The 18,134-nt window shown below is 70.4% G+C and carries 22 protein-coding genes; 19 read left to right on the forward strand and 3 right to left on the reverse strand.

From position 1 onward, the window contains the following. Positions 1-104: 104 nt before the first annotated feature. Together OG294_RS22985 and OG294_RS22990 are read right to left on the reverse strand one after the other, a co-directional pair. Positions 105-311, reverse strand: a complete 207-nt coding sequence (locus OG294_RS22985) for a hypothetical protein (protein WP_327068418.1) — start codon at positions 309-311, stop codon at positions 105-107. Next, positions 308-631: a hypothetical protein gene (locus OG294_RS22990; protein WP_327068419.1), complete on the reverse strand. Its 324-nt coding sequence runs from the start codon at positions 629-631 to the stop codon at positions 308-310. Before OG294_RS22990 ends, OG294_RS22985 begins: the two co-directional genes overlap by 4 nt. A 121-nt stretch (positions 632-752) precedes the next feature. On the opposite strand from OG294_RS22990, the gene OG294_RS22995 reads away from it, so the two are divergent. The 4 genes from OG294_RS22995 to OG294_RS23010 all read left to right on the forward strand — a co-directional run bounded on the left by OG294_RS22995 (position 753) and on the right by OG294_RS23010 (position 3,287). Continuing rightward, complete coding sequence (locus OG294_RS22995; protein WP_327068420.1) at positions 753-1,595, forward strand: helix-turn-helix domain-containing protein; 843 nt, start codon at positions 753-755, stop codon at positions 1,593-1,595. Further along, entirely contained in the window at positions 1,592-1,783 is a 192-nt protein-coding gene (locus OG294_RS23000; protein WP_327068421.1) for a DUF397 domain-containing protein, read from the forward strand. Before OG294_RS22995 ends, OG294_RS23000 begins: the two co-directional genes overlap by 4 nt. A gap of 190 nt (positions 1,784-1,973) precedes the next feature. Continuing rightward, on the forward strand, positions 1,974-2,195 hold the full coding sequence (locus tag OG294_RS23005; protein ID WP_327071633.1) for a cold-shock protein: 222 nt from the start codon (positions 1,974-1,976) through the stop codon (positions 2,193-2,195). 426 nt (positions 2,196-2,621) lie between these two features. After that, positions 2,622-3,287: a DUF4097 family beta strand repeat-containing protein gene (locus OG294_RS23010; RefSeq protein WP_327068422.1), complete on the forward strand. Its 666-nt coding sequence runs from the start codon at positions 2,622-2,624 to the stop codon at positions 3,285-3,287. On the opposite strand, the gene OG294_RS23015 is transcribed toward OG294_RS23010, so the two are convergent. Beyond that, a complete protein-coding gene (locus OG294_RS23015) occupies positions 3,268-3,393 on the reverse strand; it encodes a hypothetical protein (RefSeq protein WP_327068423.1) in 126 nt (41 codons plus the stop codon). The genes OG294_RS23010 and OG294_RS23015 overlap by 20 nt on opposite strands. Positions 3,394-3,396: 3 nt before the next feature. Here OG294_RS23015 and OG294_RS23020 point away from each other — a divergent pair, with 3 nt between their 5' ends. From OG294_RS23020 to nuoK, 15 genes are all read left to right on the forward strand, one after another. Then, entirely contained in the window at positions 3,397-4,197 is an 801-nt protein-coding gene (locus OG294_RS23020) for an alpha/beta hydrolase (protein WP_327068424.1), read from the forward strand. Positions 4,198-4,299: 102 nt separating this feature from the next. After that, positions 4,300-4,815 (forward strand): hypothetical protein, encoded by a 516-nt coding sequence (locus tag OG294_RS23025; protein WP_327068425.1) that lies wholly within the window; start codon positions 4,300-4,302, stop codon positions 4,813-4,815. Positions 4,816-5,102: 287 nt separating this feature from the next. Continuing rightward, positions 5,103-5,585: a hypothetical protein gene (locus tag OG294_RS23030; RefSeq protein ID WP_327068426.1), complete on the forward strand. Its 483-nt coding sequence runs from the start codon at positions 5,103-5,105 to the stop codon at positions 5,583-5,585. A 356-nt stretch (positions 5,586-5,941) separates the two neighbouring features. Next, positions 5,942-6,919 carry a DMT family transporter gene (locus OG294_RS23035; RefSeq protein WP_327068427.1) on the forward strand — a complete coding sequence of 326 codons (978 nt, stop codon included), beginning with the start codon at positions 5,942-5,944 and terminating at the stop codon, positions 6,917-6,919. Positions 6,920-7,333: 414 nt separating this feature from the next. Beyond that, positions 7,334-7,693, forward strand: a complete 360-nt coding sequence (locus OG294_RS23040; RefSeq protein WP_014137597.1) for an NADH-quinone oxidoreductase subunit A — start codon at positions 7,334-7,336, stop codon at positions 7,691-7,693. Positions 7,694-7,783: 90 nt separating this feature from the next. Continuing rightward, the gene (locus OG294_RS23045; protein ID WP_327068428.1) at positions 7,784-8,338 is read left to right on the forward strand and encodes a NuoB/complex I 20 kDa subunit family protein; all 555 of its coding nucleotides are present in this window, start codon (positions 7,784-7,786) and stop codon (positions 8,336-8,338) included. Then, positions 8,335-9,093, forward strand: coding sequence for an NADH-quinone oxidoreductase subunit C (locus OG294_RS23050; protein ID WP_327068429.1), 759 nt, complete (start codon positions 8,335-8,337; stop codon positions 9,091-9,093). The genes OG294_RS23045 and OG294_RS23050 overlap by 4 nt, the downstream gene beginning before the upstream one ends. Continuing rightward, positions 9,093-10,418, forward strand: coding sequence for an NADH-quinone oxidoreductase subunit D (locus OG294_RS23055; protein WP_327068430.1), 1,326 nt, complete (start codon positions 9,093-9,095; stop codon positions 10,416-10,418). Before OG294_RS23050 ends, OG294_RS23055 begins: the two co-directional genes overlap by 1 nt. Next, positions 10,415-11,170, forward strand: a complete 756-nt coding sequence (nuoE, locus tag OG294_RS23060; RefSeq protein WP_327068431.1) for an NADH-quinone oxidoreductase subunit NuoE — start codon at positions 10,415-10,417, stop codon at positions 11,168-11,170. Before OG294_RS23055 ends, nuoE begins: the two co-directional genes overlap by 4 nt. Then, positions 11,170-12,534: an NADH-quinone oxidoreductase subunit NuoF gene (nuoF, locus tag OG294_RS23065; protein WP_327068432.1), complete on the forward strand. Its 1,365-nt coding sequence runs from the start codon at positions 11,170-11,172 to the stop codon at positions 12,532-12,534. Before nuoE ends, nuoF begins: the two co-directional genes overlap by 1 nt. Continuing rightward, the gene (locus tag OG294_RS23070; RefSeq protein ID WP_327068433.1) at positions 12,531-14,987 is read left to right on the forward strand and encodes an NADH-quinone oxidoreductase subunit G; all 2,457 of its coding nucleotides are present in this window, start codon (positions 12,531-12,533) and stop codon (positions 14,985-14,987) included. The genes nuoF and OG294_RS23070 overlap by 4 nt, the downstream gene beginning before the upstream one ends. Beyond that, complete coding sequence (gene nuoH, locus OG294_RS23075) at positions 14,987-16,357, forward strand: NADH-quinone oxidoreductase subunit NuoH (protein ID WP_327068434.1); 1,371 nt, start codon at positions 14,987-14,989, stop codon at positions 16,355-16,357. Before OG294_RS23070 ends, nuoH begins: the two co-directional genes overlap by 1 nt. Before the next feature lie 6 nt (positions 16,358-16,363). Next, positions 16,364-16,939, forward strand: a complete 576-nt coding sequence (gene nuoI / locus OG294_RS23080; protein ID WP_327068435.1) for an NADH-quinone oxidoreductase subunit NuoI — start codon at positions 16,364-16,366, stop codon at positions 16,937-16,939. Further along, a complete protein-coding gene (locus tag OG294_RS23085) occupies positions 16,936-17,832 on the forward strand; it encodes an NADH-quinone oxidoreductase subunit J (RefSeq protein WP_327068436.1) in 897 nt (298 codons plus the stop codon). The genes nuoI and OG294_RS23085 overlap by 4 nt, the downstream gene beginning before the upstream one ends. Continuing rightward, positions 17,829-18,128 (forward strand): NADH-quinone oxidoreductase subunit NuoK, encoded by a 300-nt coding sequence (gene nuoK, locus OG294_RS23090; protein WP_327068437.1) that lies wholly within the window; start codon positions 17,829-17,831, stop codon positions 18,126-18,128. The genes OG294_RS23085 and nuoK overlap by 4 nt, the downstream gene beginning before the upstream one ends. Positions 18,129-18,134 lie beyond the last annotated feature (6 nt).

Raw genomic sequence — 18,134 nt, forward strand, 5'->3', positions numbered from 1 at the left:
TCGCCTGTGTTGCACGCCTGTGACGATCGTGGGTGACCCGTGACGAAAGCCGTGCGGGGAGCGGAAGCCGGGCCGGCCGACTTCCGCTGGTATCCGTCCTGCGGTCACTCCTCCTCGTCCACGGGGCGGATGGCGTCGGCGAGTTGGCGCACCTCGGTGGGGTGGAGCGGGCGGAGCTGGATGAGGACGGTGCCGTCGGGGGTGACGTACCAGCCGGCGGAGAGGTCGTCCACGTCGATGTCCGCGTCGTCCAGGGCGTCGGCCAACTCGTCCATGGCCGCCTTGGCCTGGCGGCGGGAGGGCAGGCTCACGAGTGCCGGACGAGCCACTTCGCGTCCACCTCCCACTCGGGGCCGCCGCGTTCGGGGCGCAGGTAGACGAGGTCGCGCTGGCGGTCCATGAAGGCGCCGACGCGCTGGTTGAGCGTGTCGAACACCAACTCGCCGCGGGCGGTGGGGGCATGGGGGTGCTCGGGCGGCTTCATGCGGCCGTCGTCGCGGACGACGGGGTAGCTGGGGGCGAGGCGGAGCATCGCCTCCGGGCGTCCGCCGCAGTCGGCCGGGCACTGGCACTCGGGGAGGCCGCGGTCGATGAACGGGGGTGGGGGTGTGTCGATCTGATGATTTGTCATAACTGACTTTCAGTGCGCACGGCGGGGCGAATCTCACGATCCGTGGAATAAGCGTCGCGCTCCGGAGTTAGCATCGCCAGGGGGGAAGCCTTCAAAGTGGCTGGTGTGAACAGGAGTAGCTATGCCGGCACCGAAAGAACTCGATCCCACGGCGTCTCTTGAGGCTTACCTCGGGGCGCAGATCCGCAAGAGACGGGAGGCGAAGGGTCTGACCCAGAAGGAGTTGGGGCAGATGGTCTTCGTCTCGCACAACCGGATCGCCCAGATCGAGCTGGCGACTGACCCGCCGGGGCGAGAGCTGATCAAGCTGCTTGACGCCGCGCTGGACGCCAGGGGCGACCTGGTCGATCTCTGGAAGCACGTAGCCACTCCGGGGGCCCGAAACTACGCGAGCCTCTTTCTGAAGCGGCAGGGGCAGGCCAGAATCATCAACGAGTATGGCCTGGTCATTCCGGGCCTGTGCCAGACCGAAGCATATGTGCGGGCCATGTTCGCCACTGGGACGGTCTTGGACGGCGGCACGGTCGAGGAGTGGACGCCGATCCGCCTCGCCCGGCAAGAGATCTTCGACCGGGAGGACCCGCCTTGGTACCGGGTCACGCTGGACGAAGCCGCCCTCCACCGCAACGTTGGTGGGCGTGAGGTGATGCGTGGACAGCTTGCCCATCTACTGGAGATGAATGAGCGACCTCGGACCGAGGTGCAGGTGGTCCCGTTCGGGATGCTTGACCTCAGTGCCATGGGCGGCTCGCTCTGTCTCCTCACGATGCCGGATGGCTGCCGGACGGCCTACACCGAGGGGCTGCACACCGGGCAGTTCTACGAAGAAGCAGACCAGGTTGCTCGACTTGCCCTCGTCTACGATCGGGTGCAGGCTGCCGCGCTCTCTCCGGAGTTGTCGGCCGCCTTCATCCGGAACGTGATGGAGGATCGGTACGCATGGGAACTCCCGCCGTTGACATGAGTGCTGCCGCATGGCGCAAGTCCAGCTACAGCGGCGATGGGCACGACAACTGCGTCGAGGTCGCGGACGGGTTCCCCGGTGTCCTGCCTGTCCGTGACTCGAAGGACCCCTCCGGTCCGGCACTCGTCTTCCCCGCCGCCTCGTTCGCCGCCTTCGTCGCAGGTGTCAAGCGCGGCGAACTGGCATAGGAGGGCGATGATGGGGTTCTGGCCGTCCAAAGCCGACAAGCACGATGCGCCCGACCCCGCACCGCTCTCGGCGGCGGACGTCGAGCGCCTGCGGCAGGAGATCGCCGCACTGGGCGAGCTCGCCGCCGAGTTCACTCGCCGTGCCGCCGCGCTGCAGCGTCTGCTGCCGCCGCGCCCGCCGCAGGATCGGATCCCCTCGCAGCGGAGCACCGGCACCGTGAGGTGGTTCAACCCGGAGAAGGGCTTCGGCTTCATCACGCCGGACGAGCCGGGCCCCGATCTCTTCGCCCACTACTCCGAGATCGAAGCCGACGGCTTCCGTGAGCTGACCGACGGTCAGCGCGTCGAGTACGACAGCTCCCAGGGGCCGAAGGGTCCTCAGGCCGACCGCATCCGCCCACTGGTCGGCTGATCCTGACCCGCGTCGGACACAGCGGACTTGCACGACGTCAGGCCGCCCTGTGGGACCGAGGCCCGCAGCAGTCGGTGGGCCTCGGAGACCGGTTCCCGCGGCGGGCAGGAGAAGTCCGGCGCGGCCGGCGGACCGATCTCCTCCGGCGTGAGTCCGGCGCGGCGGGCCTGCGGGAAGTCGCCCGAGTCGTGGGTGCCCGTGCCCTGAGTCCGCTCCTCACCCAGCCGGTCGCCGCATAGCGTTCACGCTCAGTTCATTGCAATGGATGGCATGGCTGACGTTGCATTAAGTCTCAGCTCGCTGCAACAGTTTTCCGCTATCTACCAGCAGTTATGCGGTTTTGGCGCAGCGAGTCCGTTGCCGAGATGTGGAAAGCAACGTAGCGTTTCCGTTGCCAGAAACGAGGAACGAGCTCAGGAGAGCACGATGCAGACGTTCGCCACCACCGCCCCGATCACCGCCGTCCTGGACGTCCCGGCCGGGCGCGTCCAGCTCATCGCCGCCGACCGCGCCGACACCGTCGTCGAGGTCCGGCCCGCCAACGCCGACAAGAGCCGCGACGTGCGGGCCGCCGAGCAGGCGACCGTCGAGTACGCCGACGGCGTGCTGCGGATCAGCGCCGCCGAGCCCAAGAACCAGCTCTTCGGCCCGAGCGGATCGCTGGAGGTCACCGTCAAGCTGCCGGCCGGTTCCCGCGTCCAGGCCACCAGCGGCGCCTGCGAACTGCGCGTCGTCGGACGCCTGGGCGACGTCGCCTTCGAGGGCGCGTACCGGCAGATCAAGCTCGACGAGGTCGCGAGCCTGCGCCTGACCGCGGTCGACGGCGACGTCGAGGTCGGCCGACTGGGCGGCCCCGCGGAGATCAGCACCACACGGGGCGACATCCGGATCACCGAGGCCCTGCGCGGCGAGCTGGCGCTGCGCACCGAGTCCGGCGACATCTCGGTCGGCGCCGCCGCCGGCGTCTCGGCCGCGCTGGACGCCGGCACCGCCTCCGGCCGCATCAGCAACGCCCTCAGGAACGACGGCACCACCGGACTCGCCATCCGCGCCACCACCAACTGCGGCGACATCACCGCCCGCAGCCTCTGAGCAGCGCGCGCCCCGGCATCGTCCGCCCCGGCATCATCCGCTCCAGCAGCGCCCGCTCCAGCGCCATCCGCACCCGAAGCCCGCCCGCGACCGCGTAAGAAGGCACCCCATGAGCATCAACCAGCCCGCCTGGACCGGCATGCTGCCGGTCGACGACACCGCCCTGGCCGTCACCGACACCGGGGGCCCCGGCCCTGCCGTGGTCTACCTCAACGGCTCGTACGCCTCCCAGAAGAACTGGCGGCGCGTCATCGACGAACTGGGTGACGACTACCGGCACATCACCTACGACGAGCGGGCCCGCGGCAAGTCCCGGACCGCGACGGACTACTCCTTCGAAGCCTGCCTGCGCGACCTCGACGCCGTCCTCACCGCCCGGGGCATCGAGCGGCCGATCCTGGTGGGCTGGTCCTACGGCGCGATGATCGCGATGCACTGGGCCGCCCGCCACCCCGACCGTGTCCGGGCCGTGGTGTCCGTGGACGGCGCCCTGCCGACCGATATGTTCAACGAGGAGCTCCCGGAACAGGTCCACAAGCTCTTCCGCCGCTTCGGCCCGCTCATGCCGATCCTGCGCCCGCTCGGCATGGCCGCCCGGATGAGCCCCGCGCAGCATGCCGAGATCAACCTCGAACTCATCGAACTCTGTGCACCCGGGGCCCTCGACCCCGTCTTCGACGGGACGACCGCACCGGTCCGGTACGTCCTCGCCACCGGGGGCAACCTCGGTGGGGACGCCGCGCAGATGGAACGGATGCGCGCCGACCTCGCCCCGGTGCTCGCCCGCAACGCGAACATCCGGGTCCACGCGAAGGCCGCGAGCAACCACTCCAAGATCCTGCGCAAGGACTTCGGTGCCGTCGCCGGGGCGGTGCGCGAACTCGCCGCCGCCCGCGCACAGCGGGTGTGACGGTGCTGGGTCCGGTCGGCCGTCCAGCTCCTGTTGATCGGTGCCCTGGATGCTCCTTCTCGCAGCCGGAGGGACCGGCTGCGACGAAGGAGAGGACCACGGATGTCGAAGGTGGCTGATCTGAAGCGCGCTGTGGCGTTGACCGGTGCGGCGGTGGCGCTCGTGAGCGGGGCCGGGCTGGCGGCGGCGACGAGTGCGTCGGCGGACGCGGGGACCAACTGGAACTGCTCGGAGAACCCGGGCAACTGGGACCACATGAACTGGGGAAGCTGTCTGCTGCCCGGTGACCAGATGATCTCCGCGAACGGTGCCTACCGCCTGGTGTACCAGGGCGACGGAAACCTGGTCGAGTACGACCGGTTCGGTGACGCGCTGTGGAACAGCGGCACCCAGAACACCGCGCCGGGGAAGGTGATCATGCAGTACGACGGCAACCTCGTGATCTACGACACCTTCCAGAACGCCCGTTGGAACAGCGGCACGAACCACGGCTGCGACCCGTCCGCGAACTGGCTGCGGCTGCAGGACGACGCCAACCTCGTTGTCTACCGCCCGCACGGCGACGGCGCCTGGACGCCGGTCTGGTCCACCCACAACGGGTCCGTCGGCACCTGCTGACCGACTGCCGTCGGGTCCGCCCGCTCGGCCGAGCCGCTCCGGGTCACCGAGGCCGCCCGCACCCGCCCGCCCCCGCCCGCACCCCGGTCGTCACGGTGCGGGTGGGGGCGGGCGCCCGCTTTCCGGTCGGGTGCCCCGCCACCAGGGCGACGACGGGGGAGGAGCACCAGTGCGGCCTGATTGGGGGCTGTGCCGATGCCGGGAGGCGCGAGGTCCTGCCGCAGGGCCTCTGCGGCGAGTGGGTGAACGGCGTCGACACCGCCAGACTTCTGAACTAGTTTCTAACTATGAGCCCGACGCGAGCCACCTTCTCCGAACTCCTTCAGAGGCCCAAGGACACCGTCGCCAAGATGGACCGCGCCCCGGGGCACGGCATCCGGCTCACGCGCCGGGGAGACGAAGATCTCTACCTGACTACTGCCGCCCGGGCCGAGCAGGCGGTCGAGATCGTTGACTCCACCACCCGGATATTCGTTGCTCTGCTGCGGAGCGATCCGCAGGCGGTCACGTTGCTGACCAGGGTCTTTCCCGAAGCATTCCCCTGGGTACGGTTTCTCCCTGCCGAGGCCGTTCGCGAGTTCCTTGTCGAGCTCGTGGACACGGCCAAGGCGAGCACGGCCCTCGGGGTGATCGACCCCATCGGCACCGTCATCGCAGCCTGGAAGCACACCGCAGAGGCTTACTCTGACCCCGAGCTGTTCGCGGCGCTCACCACCGACAGTGGCGAGGACCACGGTTGTGTGACCGTCCCGGAGGGGGCGGAGGAGTGACGACGAAGCGAGGGGACCGGGCTGCGCCGCCGCCCGGTGAGGGCGAGTTCGACGTGCGTGCCGCCAGTAGCGAGGCGGGAAAGGGCTGGGACGACGGTGTCGGTGTGGTTCACCCGGGCGAGGAAGGTGGGCGACTGCCTCGCTCAGGAGGCGCGACCACCGTCCTCACCGGCATCGCCGAGACCATCGCCATCACCGCGCCGCCCGGCCGGCCGGTGCCGTCGTGCGGGGGGCTTCGCGGTGGGGTGGAGCGCATCTCAGGGGGCAGACAAATCCGTTGATCATCCGATCGGCCATGCGCGACGATGATCGATCCACGGACCACGCACCGCCCACCCCCCCCGGACGGATCCCGCATGCGAAGCCCTTCACAAGCCGCTGCCCCGCGAGCCGCCGCCCCGCGTTCGCCGTTCGCCGATCTGCCGTTGCTGGCGGTGGCGGTGGTGTGGGGGTCGAGCTTCCTCGCGGTGAAGCACCTGGCCTCGGCCACGACGGTGGTGCCCATGCTGGTGCTGCGGTTCGGGGTGGTGCTGCCGCTGCTCGGAGGGTTCGCCTGGCGGGGGCTGCGGGGCCTGGGGGCGGCGCAGTGGCGGGGTGGGGCGGTGCTCGGGGGGATCCTGGGCGGCATCTTCCTGCTGGAGAGCTACGGGGTGGTGCACACCTCGGCGACCAACGCCGGGCTGATCATCAGCCTGACGATGATCCTCACGCCGCTCGCCGAGAGCGTGGTGACCCGCACCGCGATCCCGCGCGCCTTCGTCGGGGCGGCGGCGCTCTCGCTGCTCGGGGTCGGGCTGCTGACCGAGGGCTCGGGGCTGCGCGCACCCTCGCTCGGGGACCTGCTGGTGCTGGGGGCGGCCGTGCTGCGGACCGTGCACGTGCTGGCGATGTCGCGCAGCCGGGCGCTGCGCGGGGTCGACTCGCTCGCCCTCACCTGGGTGCAACTGGCGGCGGCCACCGTGGTGTTCGTGCTCGCCAGCCCGTTCGGCGGGCCGGCGCCGTGGCGGGTGGCGGCGGGGTGGGGGCCGGGGCAGTGGGCACTGCTGCTCTATCTCGCGCTGTTCTGCACGCTGTTCGCGTTCTTCGTCCAGATGTGGGCGGTGCGCGCCACCTCGCCGTCCCGGGTGAGCCTGCTGCTGGGCACCGAGCCGCTCTGGGCCGCGGTCTTCGGCATGGCCCTCGGAGGCGACCGCCTCAGCGTGCTCGCCCTCTGCGGCGGCGTGCTCGTCCTGCTCGGCACCGAGGCCGGCCGTCGTGCCGTCCTCCCGAGCCAGGCCGCCGCCGCCCCCGCGGCCGAGGCGGACCTCCCGGAACCCGAGCCGGCCTCCTTGTGAAGCGAGGGTCAAGCGCCCGCCATCGCCTCGTCACCCGGTCGAGTGGCCGCCTTATCACGTCAATCTGAGTCTCAGAAATTTGCGTTGATCGGCGCATAGTTGATATAGGAAAGCGGCTTTGACCAGCCACTCTGCCGATAAATGTGACTGTTTGCGACCATCTGAGTTCTTTGCGTTCATATCGTGCGACCTGACGCCATGGCTACCGGTCTGCGAGGTGGTGTAGATCACAAAGATCCCCTCTGACTGCGTGTCGCAGATCACAAGCGGACGGGCATAGGATGCGCTCGATCCGGGCTTTGTGAACTGCCTCACATGGGGTGGATCTCGGGAACCGGATCACCGGATCACCTCAGGGTGACCCGGCGGTTCCGATCTGCAGTCAAGGACGACTGGACGGAGGGAGCGAGGCAGATGAATGCCTACGCGCCGATCCTCGTACTCGGTGCCATCGCGGCGGCGTTCGCGGTCGGCTCCGTCGTGATGGCCTCGCTGACCGGCCCCAAGCGATACAACCGGGCCAAGTTGGAAGCCTACGAGTGCGGCATCGAGCCGACCCCGCAGCCGGTGGGCGGCGGTCGGTTCCCGATCAAGTACTACCTGACGGCGATGCTCTTCATCGTCTTCGACATCGAGATCGTCTTCCTCTACCCGTGGGCGGTCAGCTTCGACGCCCTGGGGATCTTCGGGCTGGTCGAGATGCTCCTGTTCATCGCCACCGTCTTCGTCGCCTACGCCTACGTCTGGCGGCGCGGCGGCCTGGAGTGGGACTAGGCGCCGCGCGCAGCGGGCGGGCGATCACCACGGGGGCGATCAACAGCAGTGCGATCAGCTGGACTTGAGGCCACTGAGAGGGATGGGTAGATGGGAATCGAGGAGAAGCTGCCGAGCGGCTTTCTGCTCACCACGGTGGAGAGTGCCGCGGGGTGGGTGAGAAAGGCCTCGGTCTTCCCGGCCACTTTCGGACTGGCCTGCTGTGCCATCGAGATGATGACCACCGGCGCCGGGCGCTACGACCTGGCCCGGTTCGGGATGGAGGTCTTCCGCGGCTCGCCCCGGCAGGCCGATCTGATGATCGTGGCGGGGCGGGTGAGCCAGAAGATGGCCCCGGTGCTGCGCCAGGTCTACGACCAGATGGCCAACCCGAAGTGGGTCATCTCGATGGGCGTCTGCGCGTCCTCGGGCGGCATGTTCAACAACTACGCGATCGTCCAGGGCGTCGACCACATCGTGCCCGTGGACATCTACCTGCCGGGGTGTCCGCCCCGCCCGGAGATGCTGATGGACGCGATCATCAAGCTGCACCACAAGATCCAGCACGAGCCGCTCGGCGTGAACAGGCGGCGGGCCGAGGAAGCGGCCGAGGAGCGGGCGCTGCTCGCCACCCCGACCAGCGAGATGCGGGGGCTGCTGCAATGACGGACACCCCCAAGCAGCCCGATGCTCCCAAGCAGCCCGAAGGCCCGCAGGCTCCGGACGCTCCCGCCGTCCCGGAGACCCGCAAGGAGATCCCGCTCGAGGTGATCGGCCGGCGCCAGGGCATGTTCGGTGCCCACGGCAGCGGCGACACCTCGGGCTTCGGCGGCCTGGCCGCCGCGATCGTGCTGCCCGCGCCGGCCGAGCGCCCGTACGGCGGCTGGTTCGACGAGGTGGCCGACGAGCTGGAGGGCGCCCTGGAGGAACAGGGGCTCGACCCGGCCGTGGTGATCGAGAAGACCGTGGTCGACCGCGCCGAGCTGACCTTCCAGATCGCCCGCGAGCACCTGCTGGCCACCGTCCGCACACTGCGCGACGACCCGGCGCTGCGCTTCGAACTCTGCCTGGGCGTCAGCGGCGTGCACTATCCGGGTGAGGCCGGGCGCGAGCTGCACGCGGTCTACCACCTGCGCTCGATCACCCACACCCGGCTGATCCGGATCGAGGTCACCGCGCCGGACGCCGACCCGCGGATCCCCTCGGTGGTCAGCGTCTATCCCACCAACGACTGGCACGAGCGCGAGACCTACGACTTCTTCGGGATCGTCTTCGAGGGTCACCCGGCGCTGACCCGGATCATGATGCCGGACGACTGGCTGGGCCACCCGCAGCGCAAGGACTACCCGCTCGGCGGCATCCCCGTCGAGTACAAGGGTGCCCAGATCCCGGCTCCCGACCAGCGGAGGTCGTACTCCTGATGAGCACCGAATACGAGGCGGGAGCACGCGAGACCACCGAGGGCCGGGTCTTCACCGTCACCGGTGGCGACTGGGGCGAGGTGGCGGAGGCCGTCGCGCGTGCCGACGACGAACGCATCATCGTCAACATGGGTCCGCAACACCCCTCCACCCACGGAGTGTTGCGGCTGATCCTGGAGATCGACGGCGAGACGGTGACCGAGGCCAGGTGCGGCATCGGCTATCTGCACACCGGGATCGAGAAGAACCTCGAATACCGCAACTGGGTGCAGGGCACCACCTTCGTCACCCGGATGGATTACCTCACCCCGCTCTTCAACGAGACCGCCTACTGCCTGGCGGTGGAGAAGCTGCTCGGCATCACCGAGCAGATCCCGGACCGGGCCACCGTGATCCGGGTCCTGATGATGGAGCTCAACCGGATCTCCTCGCACCTGGTGTGCCTGGCCACCGGCGGCATGGAGATCGGCTCCACCACGCTGATGATCTACGGCTTCCGGGACCGCGAACTGATCCTGGACATCTTCGAGTTGGTCACCGGCCTGCGGATGAACCACGCCTACGTGCGCCCCGGCGGCCTGGCCCAGGACCTGCCCCCGGGCGCGGTCGACCAGATCCGCGAGGCGGTCAAGCTCTTCCGCTCCCGGATGCACGAGTACGACAAACTGGCCACCGGCAACCCGATCTTCAAGGCCCGCTTGGTCGACGTCGGCCACCTGGACCTGGCCGGCTGCCTGGCACTGGGCGCCACCGGGCCGATCCTGCGGGCCACCGGCCTGCCGCACGACCTGCGCAAGACCGATCCCTACTGCGGTTACGAGGACTACGACTTCGAGGTGGCGGTCGCGGACACCGCGGACTCCTTCGGGCGGTTCCTGATCCGCCTGGAGGAGATGCGGCAGTCGCTGCGGATCGTCGAGCAGTGCCTGGACCGGCTGCGCCCGGGGCCGGTCATGGTGGCCGACAAGAAGATCGCCTGGCCGGCCCAACTGGCCATCGGGCCGGACGGCATGGGCAATTCGCTGGACCACATCCGGAAGATCATGGGCACCTCGATGGAGTCCCTGATCCACCACTTCAAGCTGGTCACCGAGGGCTTCCGGGTCCCGGTCGGCCAGGCGTACGCGGCGGTGGAGTCGCCCAAGGGCGAGCTGGGTGTGCACGTGGTGAGCGACGGCGGGACCCGGCCCTACCGGGTGCACTTCCGCGACCCCTCGTTCACCAACCTGCAGTCGATGGCGGCGATGTGTGAAGGCGGCCAAGTGGCCGACGTGATCGTGGCGGTGGCCGGGATCGACCCGGTGATGGGAGGCGTTGACCGGTGACATCCGACCCTCATGCGGGCGTCGACCTCGGGCTGCCGGCGCTGCCGGCCAAGCCCTATCCGCCAGAGGTGCACCAGCGCCTCGCCGCCGACGCGAAGGAGCTGATCGCCCGCTACCCGCAGGCCCGCTCCGCCCTGCTGCCGCTGCTGCACCTGGTGCAGGCCGAGGAGGGCTTCGTCAGCCCGACCGGGATCCGCTTCTGCGCCGAGCAGGTGGAGCTGACCACGGCCGAGGTCACGGCGGTGGCCACCTTCTACACGATGTACCGGCGCAAGCCCGCCGGGACGTACCACGTGGGCGTGTGCACCAACACGCTCTGCGCGGTGCTCGGCGGCGACGAGATCTTCGCCGGGCTCCAGGAGCACCTGGGCATCGGCAACAACGAGACCACCGAGGACGGTTCGGTCTCGCTGGAGCACATCGAGTGCAACGCGGCCTGCGACTACGCCCCCGTGGTGATGGTCAACTGGGAGTTCTTCGACAACCAGACGCCGGACAGCGCCAAGCAACTGGTCGACGAGCTGCGCGCGGGCACCGAGGTGCGGCCCACCCGGGGCGCCCGGCTCTGCTCCTTCAAGGAGACCGCCCGGATCCTGGCCGGCTTCCCGGACGCGCGCGAGGGTGCCAACGACGAGTCCGGCGCGGGCGGTGTGCCCAGCCTGGCCGGGCTGCGGCTGGCCAAGGGCGAGTCGCTGCCCGGCGCGCCCGGTGCCCGCGTGGTCTCCCCGCGCAACGAAGGGACGGAAGCGTGATGACCGCCACCGAGCCGGCCGAGAAGCTGCTCAGCCCCGTGCTCTCCGCCTCCTGGGACGACCACCGGCCGTGGTCGCTGACGACCTACCAACGCCACGACGGCTATCAGGGCCTGCGCAACGCCCTGGCGATGGACCCGGACGCGCTGATCGCGCTGGTCAAGGAGTCCGGCCTGCGCGGTCGCGGCGGCGCCGGGTTCCCCACCGGCATGAAGTGGCAGTTCATCCCGCAGAACGACGGCAAGCCGCACTACCTGGTGGTCAACGCGGACGAGTCCGAGCCCGGGACCTGCAAGGACATCCCGCTGCTCTTCGCCAACCCGCACGCGCTGATCGAGGGCATGGTGATCGCCTCCTACGCGATCCGCTGCGACCACGCCTTCATCTACCTGCGCGGCGAGGTGGTCCCGGTGCTGCGCCGGCTGCACGCGGCCGTCGCCGAGGCGTACGACGCGGGCTTCCTCGGCCGGGACATCCTCGGCTCGGGGGTGGACCTCGACATCACCGTGCACGCGGGCGCCGGCGCCTACATCTGCGGCGAGGAGACCGCGCTGCTCGACTCGCTGGAGGGCCGCCGCGGCCAGCCCCGGCTGCGCCCGCCGTTCCCGGCGATCGCGGGCCTGTACGCCTGCCCGACGGTGGTCAACAACGTCGAGTCGATCGCCTCGGTGCCGCCGATCCTGGTCCGCGGCAAGGAGTGGTTCACCTCGCTGGGCACCGAGAAGTCGCCCGGCTTCACCCTCTACTCGCTCTCCGGCCACGTCACCAACCCCGGCCAGTACGAGGCGCCGCTCGGCGTGACGCTGCGCCAGCTGCTCGAGGTCAGCGGCGGGGTGCGGGCCGGGCATCAGCTCAAGTTCTGGACCCCGGGCGGCAGTTCGACGCCGATGTTCACCGAGGAGCACCTCGATGTGCCGCTCGACTACGAGGCGGTGGGCGCGGCCGGCTCGATGCTCGGCACCAAGGCGCTGCAGATCTTCGACGAGACCACCTGCGTGGTGCGCGCGGTGACCCGGTGGACCGAGTTCTACGCCCACGAGTCCTGCGGCAAGTGCACCCCGTGCCGCGAAGGCACGTACTGGCTCGTCCAGTTGCTGCGCCGGATCGAGGCGGGCGAGGGCGTCGAGGGCGATCTGGAGAAGCTGCTCGACATCGCCGACAACATCAACGGCAAGTCCTTCTGCGCCCTGGGCGACGGCGCGGCCAGCCCGATCGCCTCCTCGCTGAAGTACTTCCGGGCCGAGTACGAGCGGCACCTGGCCGAGCGCCGCTGCCCGTTCGACCCGGCCGCCGCCACCGTCTGGGCCGAGAGCCCCCGCTCCTCGACCCCCGAGCCCGTCACCGAGAGGGAGGTGCACGCATGACCGTCACGGAGCCATCAGCCGTCAAGGCCGCCACCGACCTCGTCACGCTCACCATCGACGGCGTCGAAGTCCAGGTCCCCAAGGGCACCTTGGTGATCCGCGCCGCCGAGGCCATCGGCACCCAGGTGCCCCGGTTCTGCGACCACCCGTTGCTGGACCCGGTCGGCGCCTGCCGCCAGTGCATCGTGGAGATCGAGGGCCAGCGCAAGCCGGTCGCCTCCTGCACCATCCCGGTCGCCGAGGGCATGGTGGTGCGCACCCAGATCAGCTCGCCGGTGGCGGAGAAGGCCCAGCGCGGCGTCATGGAGCTGCTGCTGATCAACCACCCGCTGGACTGCCCGGTCTGCGACAAGGGCGGCGAGTGCCCGCTGCAGAACCAGGCGATGTCCACCGGCGCCGCCGACTCCCGCTTCGAGGGCATGAAGCGGACCTACCAGAAGCCGATCCCGATCAGCAGCCAGGTGCTGCTGGACCGCGAACGCTGCGTGCTCTGCGCCCGCTGCACCCGCTTCTCCCAGCAGATCGCCGGCGACCCGTTCATCGAGCTGCTGGAGCGCGGCGCGCTGGAGCAGGTCGGCACCGGTGCCGGTGACGACTTCGCCTCGTACTTCTCCGGCAACACCATCCAGATCTGCCCGGTCGGCGCGCTCACCTCGGCCGCCTACCGGTTCCGCTCGCGCCCCTTCGACCTGGTCTCCTCGCCCAGCACCTGCGAGCACTGCGCCTCGGGCTGCGCCCAGCGCACCGACCACCGGCGCGGCAAGGTGCTGCGCCGGCTGGCCGGCGAGGACCCGGAGGTCAACGAGGAGTGGAACTGCGACAAGGGCCGGTTCGCCTTCCGCTACGCCCAGCAGCGCGACCGGCTGACCACCCCGCTGGTGCGCGACCGGGAGACCGGTGAGCTCGTCGAGGCCTCCTGGCCGCAGGCGCTGGCGGCCGCCGCCGAGGGCCTGCGCGGCTCGCGCAGCGCGGTGCTCACCGGCGGCCGGGTCACCGTGGAGGACGCCTACGGCTACGCCAAGTTCGCCCGGGTGGTGCTCGGCACCAACGACGTGGACTTCCGGGCCCGCCCGCACAGCGCCGAGGAGGCGGACTTCCTGGCCGCCGCCGTGGCCGGGCGCGGGGTCGACCTCGGCAGTCCCGAGCCGGTGACCTACCGGGCGCTGGCGCAGGCACCGGTGGTCCTGCTGGCCGGCTTCGAGCCCGAGGAGGAGTCGCCGATCGTCTTCCTGCGGCTGCGCAAGGCGAGCCGCTCGGGCCTCAAGGTCGTCGCCATCGCCGACCACCGCTCGCGCGGCCTGGCCAAGCTCGGCGGCTCGCTGCTGCCGGCCGCCCCGGGCACCGAGGCCGAGTGGCTGGGCGCGCTGGCGGCCGAGGAGCCGCTGAGCGACGAGGCCGGACGCGCCGCCGAGCTGCTGCGCAGGCCCGGCGCCGTGATCATGGTCGGCGAGCGCCTGGCGCAGACCGCCGGCGCGCTCACCGCGGCGCTGCGGCTCTCGCACGCCACCGGTGCCCGGCTGGCCTGGGTGCCGCGCCGGGCCGGCGAGCGCGGCGCGCTGGAGGCCGGCGCGCTGCCCGGCCTGCTGCCCGGTGGCCGCCCGGTGACCGTCGCGGCTGCCCGTCTCGACGCCGCCACCGCCTGGGGGGTGGCCGAACTGCCCGCCCGGCTCGGGCGCGACACCGGCCAGATCCTGGCCGCCGCCGCGCACGGCGACCTGGACGCGCTGCTGGTCGGCGGCCTGGACCCGGACGACCTGCCGGACCCGCAGCTGGCCGAGGAGGCGCTGGCCAGGGTCGGCTTCGTGATCTCGCTGGAGCTGCGCCCCTCGGCCGTCACCGCGCACGCCGACGTGGTGCTGCCGGTGGCCGCGGTGGCCGAGAAGGCCGGCACCTTCCTCAACTGGGAGGGCCGGGTGCGGATGTTCGAGGCCGCGCTCAAGCCCGACCAGCAGATGGGCCGGCACCTGCACTCGGACGTCCGGGTGCTGCACATGCTGGCCGACGCGCTCGGCCACCGCCTCGGGCTGCCCGACGTCCGGGCCGCCCGGCTGGAGCTGGACACCTTCGCGCCGTGGTCCGGCGACCACCCCGCCGCCCCGGCCGGCCACCCATCCGCACTGCCGAGGCCCGCCAACGGCCAGGCGGTGCTGGCCGGTTGGCGGATGCTGCTGGACCGCGGCACGCTGCAGCAGGGTGACGAGCACCTGGCCGGCACCCGGCACCGGGCGGTGGCCCGGCTCTCGCCCGGCACCGCGGCGGAGATCGGAGCGGGCGAGCGCCTGCGGGTCAGCGGCCCGGCCGGCTCGCTGGAACTGCCGCTGGAGCTCTCCCCGGAGATGCCGGACCGCACCGTCTGGCTGCCCGTCAACTCCGTCGAGCAGGGCGTCCACCGCACTCTCGGCACCACGGTCGGTCACCTGGTGACCATCGCCCCGGCGGAAGGGGACCGGTAATGCTCCACGCACAACTCGCCGCCGGCTACGAGACGCTGGGCTTCTTCGGGCGCGACCCGTGGTGGCTGGTGCTGCTCAAGGCGGTCTTCTGCTTCGCCTTCCTGCTGATCACCGTGCTGGTCTCGATCGTCTGGGAGCGCAAGGTCGTCGCCTGGATGCAGCTGCGCATCGGCCCGAACCGGCACGGCCCCTGGGGCCTGCTGCAGTCGCTGGCCGACGGCGTCAAGCTCGCCCTGAAGGAGGACCTGGTGGTCTCCGGGGCGGACAAGGTGGTCTACGTCCTGGCGCCGGTGGTCTGTGCGATCCCGGCCTTCATGGCGATCGCGGTGATCCCGTTCGGCCCGGCCGACAACGAGATCTCGATCTTCGGCACCCGCACCCCGATGCAGCTCACCGACCTGCCGGTGGCGCTGCTCTACATCCTGGCCACCGCCTCGATCGGGATCTACGGCATCGTGCTGGCCGGCTGGTCCTCCGGCTCGACCTACCCGCTGCTCGGCGGCCTGCGCTCCTCGGCGCAGATGATCTCCTACGAGATCGCGATGGGCCTCTCCTTCGCCGCCGTCTTCATCTACTCCGGCTCGATGTCGACCTCGCAGATCGTCGACTCCCAACGGCCCACCTGGTTCGCGGTGTTGCTGCCGGTCTCGTTCATCGTCTACATCATCGCGATGGTGGGGGAGACCAACCGGGCGCCCTTCGACCTGCCGGAGGCCGAGGGCGAGCTGGTCGGCGGCTTCAACACCGAGTACAGCTCGCTGAAGTTCGCGATGTTCATGCTGGCCGAGTACGTCAACATGGTCACCGTCTCGGCGGTCGCCAGCACGCTCTTCCTGGGCGGCTGGCGGGCCCCGTGGCCGATCTCCACCTTCTGGGCCGGCGCCAACCACGGCTGGTGGCCGCTGCTCTGGATCGTGATCAAGATCCAGCTGCTGCTCTTCTTCTTCATCTGGCTGCGCGGCACGCTGCCCCGGCTGCGCTACGACCAGTTCATGAAGCTGGGCTGGAAGGTGCTCATCCCGGTCTCGCTGGTCTGGCTGGTGATGGTGGCCAGCGTCCGGGCGCTGCGCAACGAGGGCAACGGCTTCGGCAACGTGGTGCTCTACGTGGGCGCGCCGGTGGCCGTACTGCTGCTCCTCTCGCTGCTCTGGGACGCCTTCCGGGACAAGGAGAAGGGGGTCGAACCGGCCCCCGCCACCGGGGAGTTCGATCCCATGGCGGGCGGCTACCCGGTCCCGCCGCTGCCCGGCCAGGAGCTGCCGCCGGTGCCGCGCCGGCGCAGCCGGGTGCCGCGGGCCACCCCGCCGCAGGAGCTGGCGGACGCGCTGAACGGTGCCAACCACGGCGCCAACCATGTGGAAGGGAGCTGAACCGAGATGCCAGAGTCCGACGACAAGCCGTCGCTGCTGGGACCGGCCGCCGGCTTCGGCGTGACCTTCAAGGCCATGTTCAAGAAGCGGCTGACCGAGCAGTACCCGGAGCAGAAGAAGCCCACCGCCCCCCGCTTCCACGGCCGCCACCAGCTCAACCGGCACCCGGACGGCCTGGAGAAGTGCGTCGGCTGCGAGCTGTGCGCCTGGGCCTGCCCCGCGGACGCGATCTACGTGGAGGGCGCCGACAACACCGAGGAGGAGCGCTACTCCCCGGGTGAGCGCTACGGCGCGGTCTACCAGATCAACTACGCCCGCTGCATCCTGTGCGGGCTGTGCATCGAGGCCTGCCCGACCCGCGCGCTGACCATGACCAACGAGTACGAGCTGGCCGACTCCTCGCGGGCCGACCTGATCTTCACCAAGGAGCAGCTGCTGGCCGGCCTGACCGAGGGCATGGTCGAGGCGCCGCACGCGATGTACCCGGGGACCGACGAGGGCGCCTACTACCGCGGCGAGGTCACCCACGCCGCGCCCGGCACCGAGACCCAGGAGCGCCACGAGCGGGAGGTGAGCTCATGACCTCCACCGGCGAGGCGGTCCAGTTCTGGGTGCTCGCGGTGATCGCGGTCGGCGGCGCGCTCGGCATGCTGCTGATGCGCAAGGCCGTGCACAGCGCGCTCTGCCTGGCCGCCACCATGCTGGCGCTGGCGGTCTGCTACCTGGCCCAGGGCGCGGTCTTCCTGGGCGTGGTGCAGATCGTGGTCTACACCGGCGCGATCATGATGCTCTTCCTCTTCGTGGTGATGCTGGTCGGCGTGACGGCCGCCGACTCCCTCAAGGAGCAGCTCAAGGGCCAGCGGATCGCCGCCGTGCTCTGCGGCCTGGGCTTCGGGGCGCTGCTGATCGCGGGCATCGCCAACGCCAGGCTCGGCCACTTCACCGGCCTGGCCGAGGCGAACGCCGAGGGCAACGTGCAGGGCCTGGCCCGGCTGATCTTCACCAAGTACGTCTGGGCCTTCGAGGTCACCGGCGCGCTGCTGATCACCGCGGCGGTCGGCGCGATGCTGCTCACCCACCGCGAGAGCGTCGAACCCCGGCTCACCCAGCGCGAGTTGGCCGCTCAGCGGATCAAGGACAACAAGCAGATCCCGCCGCTTCCGGCGCCCGGCGTCTACGCCCGGCACAACGCGGTGGACATCGCGGGCCTGCTGCCGGACGGCACCATCGCCGAGGACTCGGTGATGGCCACCCTGCGCGAGCGCGGCCAGATCCGCGACGTCAGCCAGGACATGCTGCACCGGATGGCCGAGCTGGAGAACGCCACCTCCGAGTGGCTGGGCCGCCCGCCGTCCGAGCGGCCGGTGCCGGCCCAGGACGCGGGGCAGGGCCGCGCGGCGCTGACCGCCGCGCTGACGAAGGAGAGCCCGACGAGGGAGACCCCGAACCGGGACGATGCGGAGGAGGCGGAGTGAACCCGGTCAACTACCTGTATCTCGCGGCCCTGTTGTTCACCATCGGGGCCAGCGGGGTGCTGATCAGGCGCAACGCCATCGTCCTGTTCATGTGCGTGGAGCTGATGCTCAACGCCGCCAACCTCGCCCTGGTCACCTTCTCCCGGCTGCACGGCAACCTGGACGGCCAGATCCTGGCCTTCTTCACCATGGTGGTCGCCGCCGCCGAGGTCGTGGTGGGCCTGGCGATCATCGTGAGCATCTTTAGGACCAGGCACTCGGCTTCGGTCGACGACAGCAACCTGATGAAGCTGTAGGGGCCC

Source organism: Kitasatospora sp. NBC_01302 (genome assembly GCF_035976515.1).
Taxonomy (GTDB): Bacteria; Actinomycetota; Actinomycetes; order Streptomycetales; family Streptomycetaceae; genus Kitasatospora.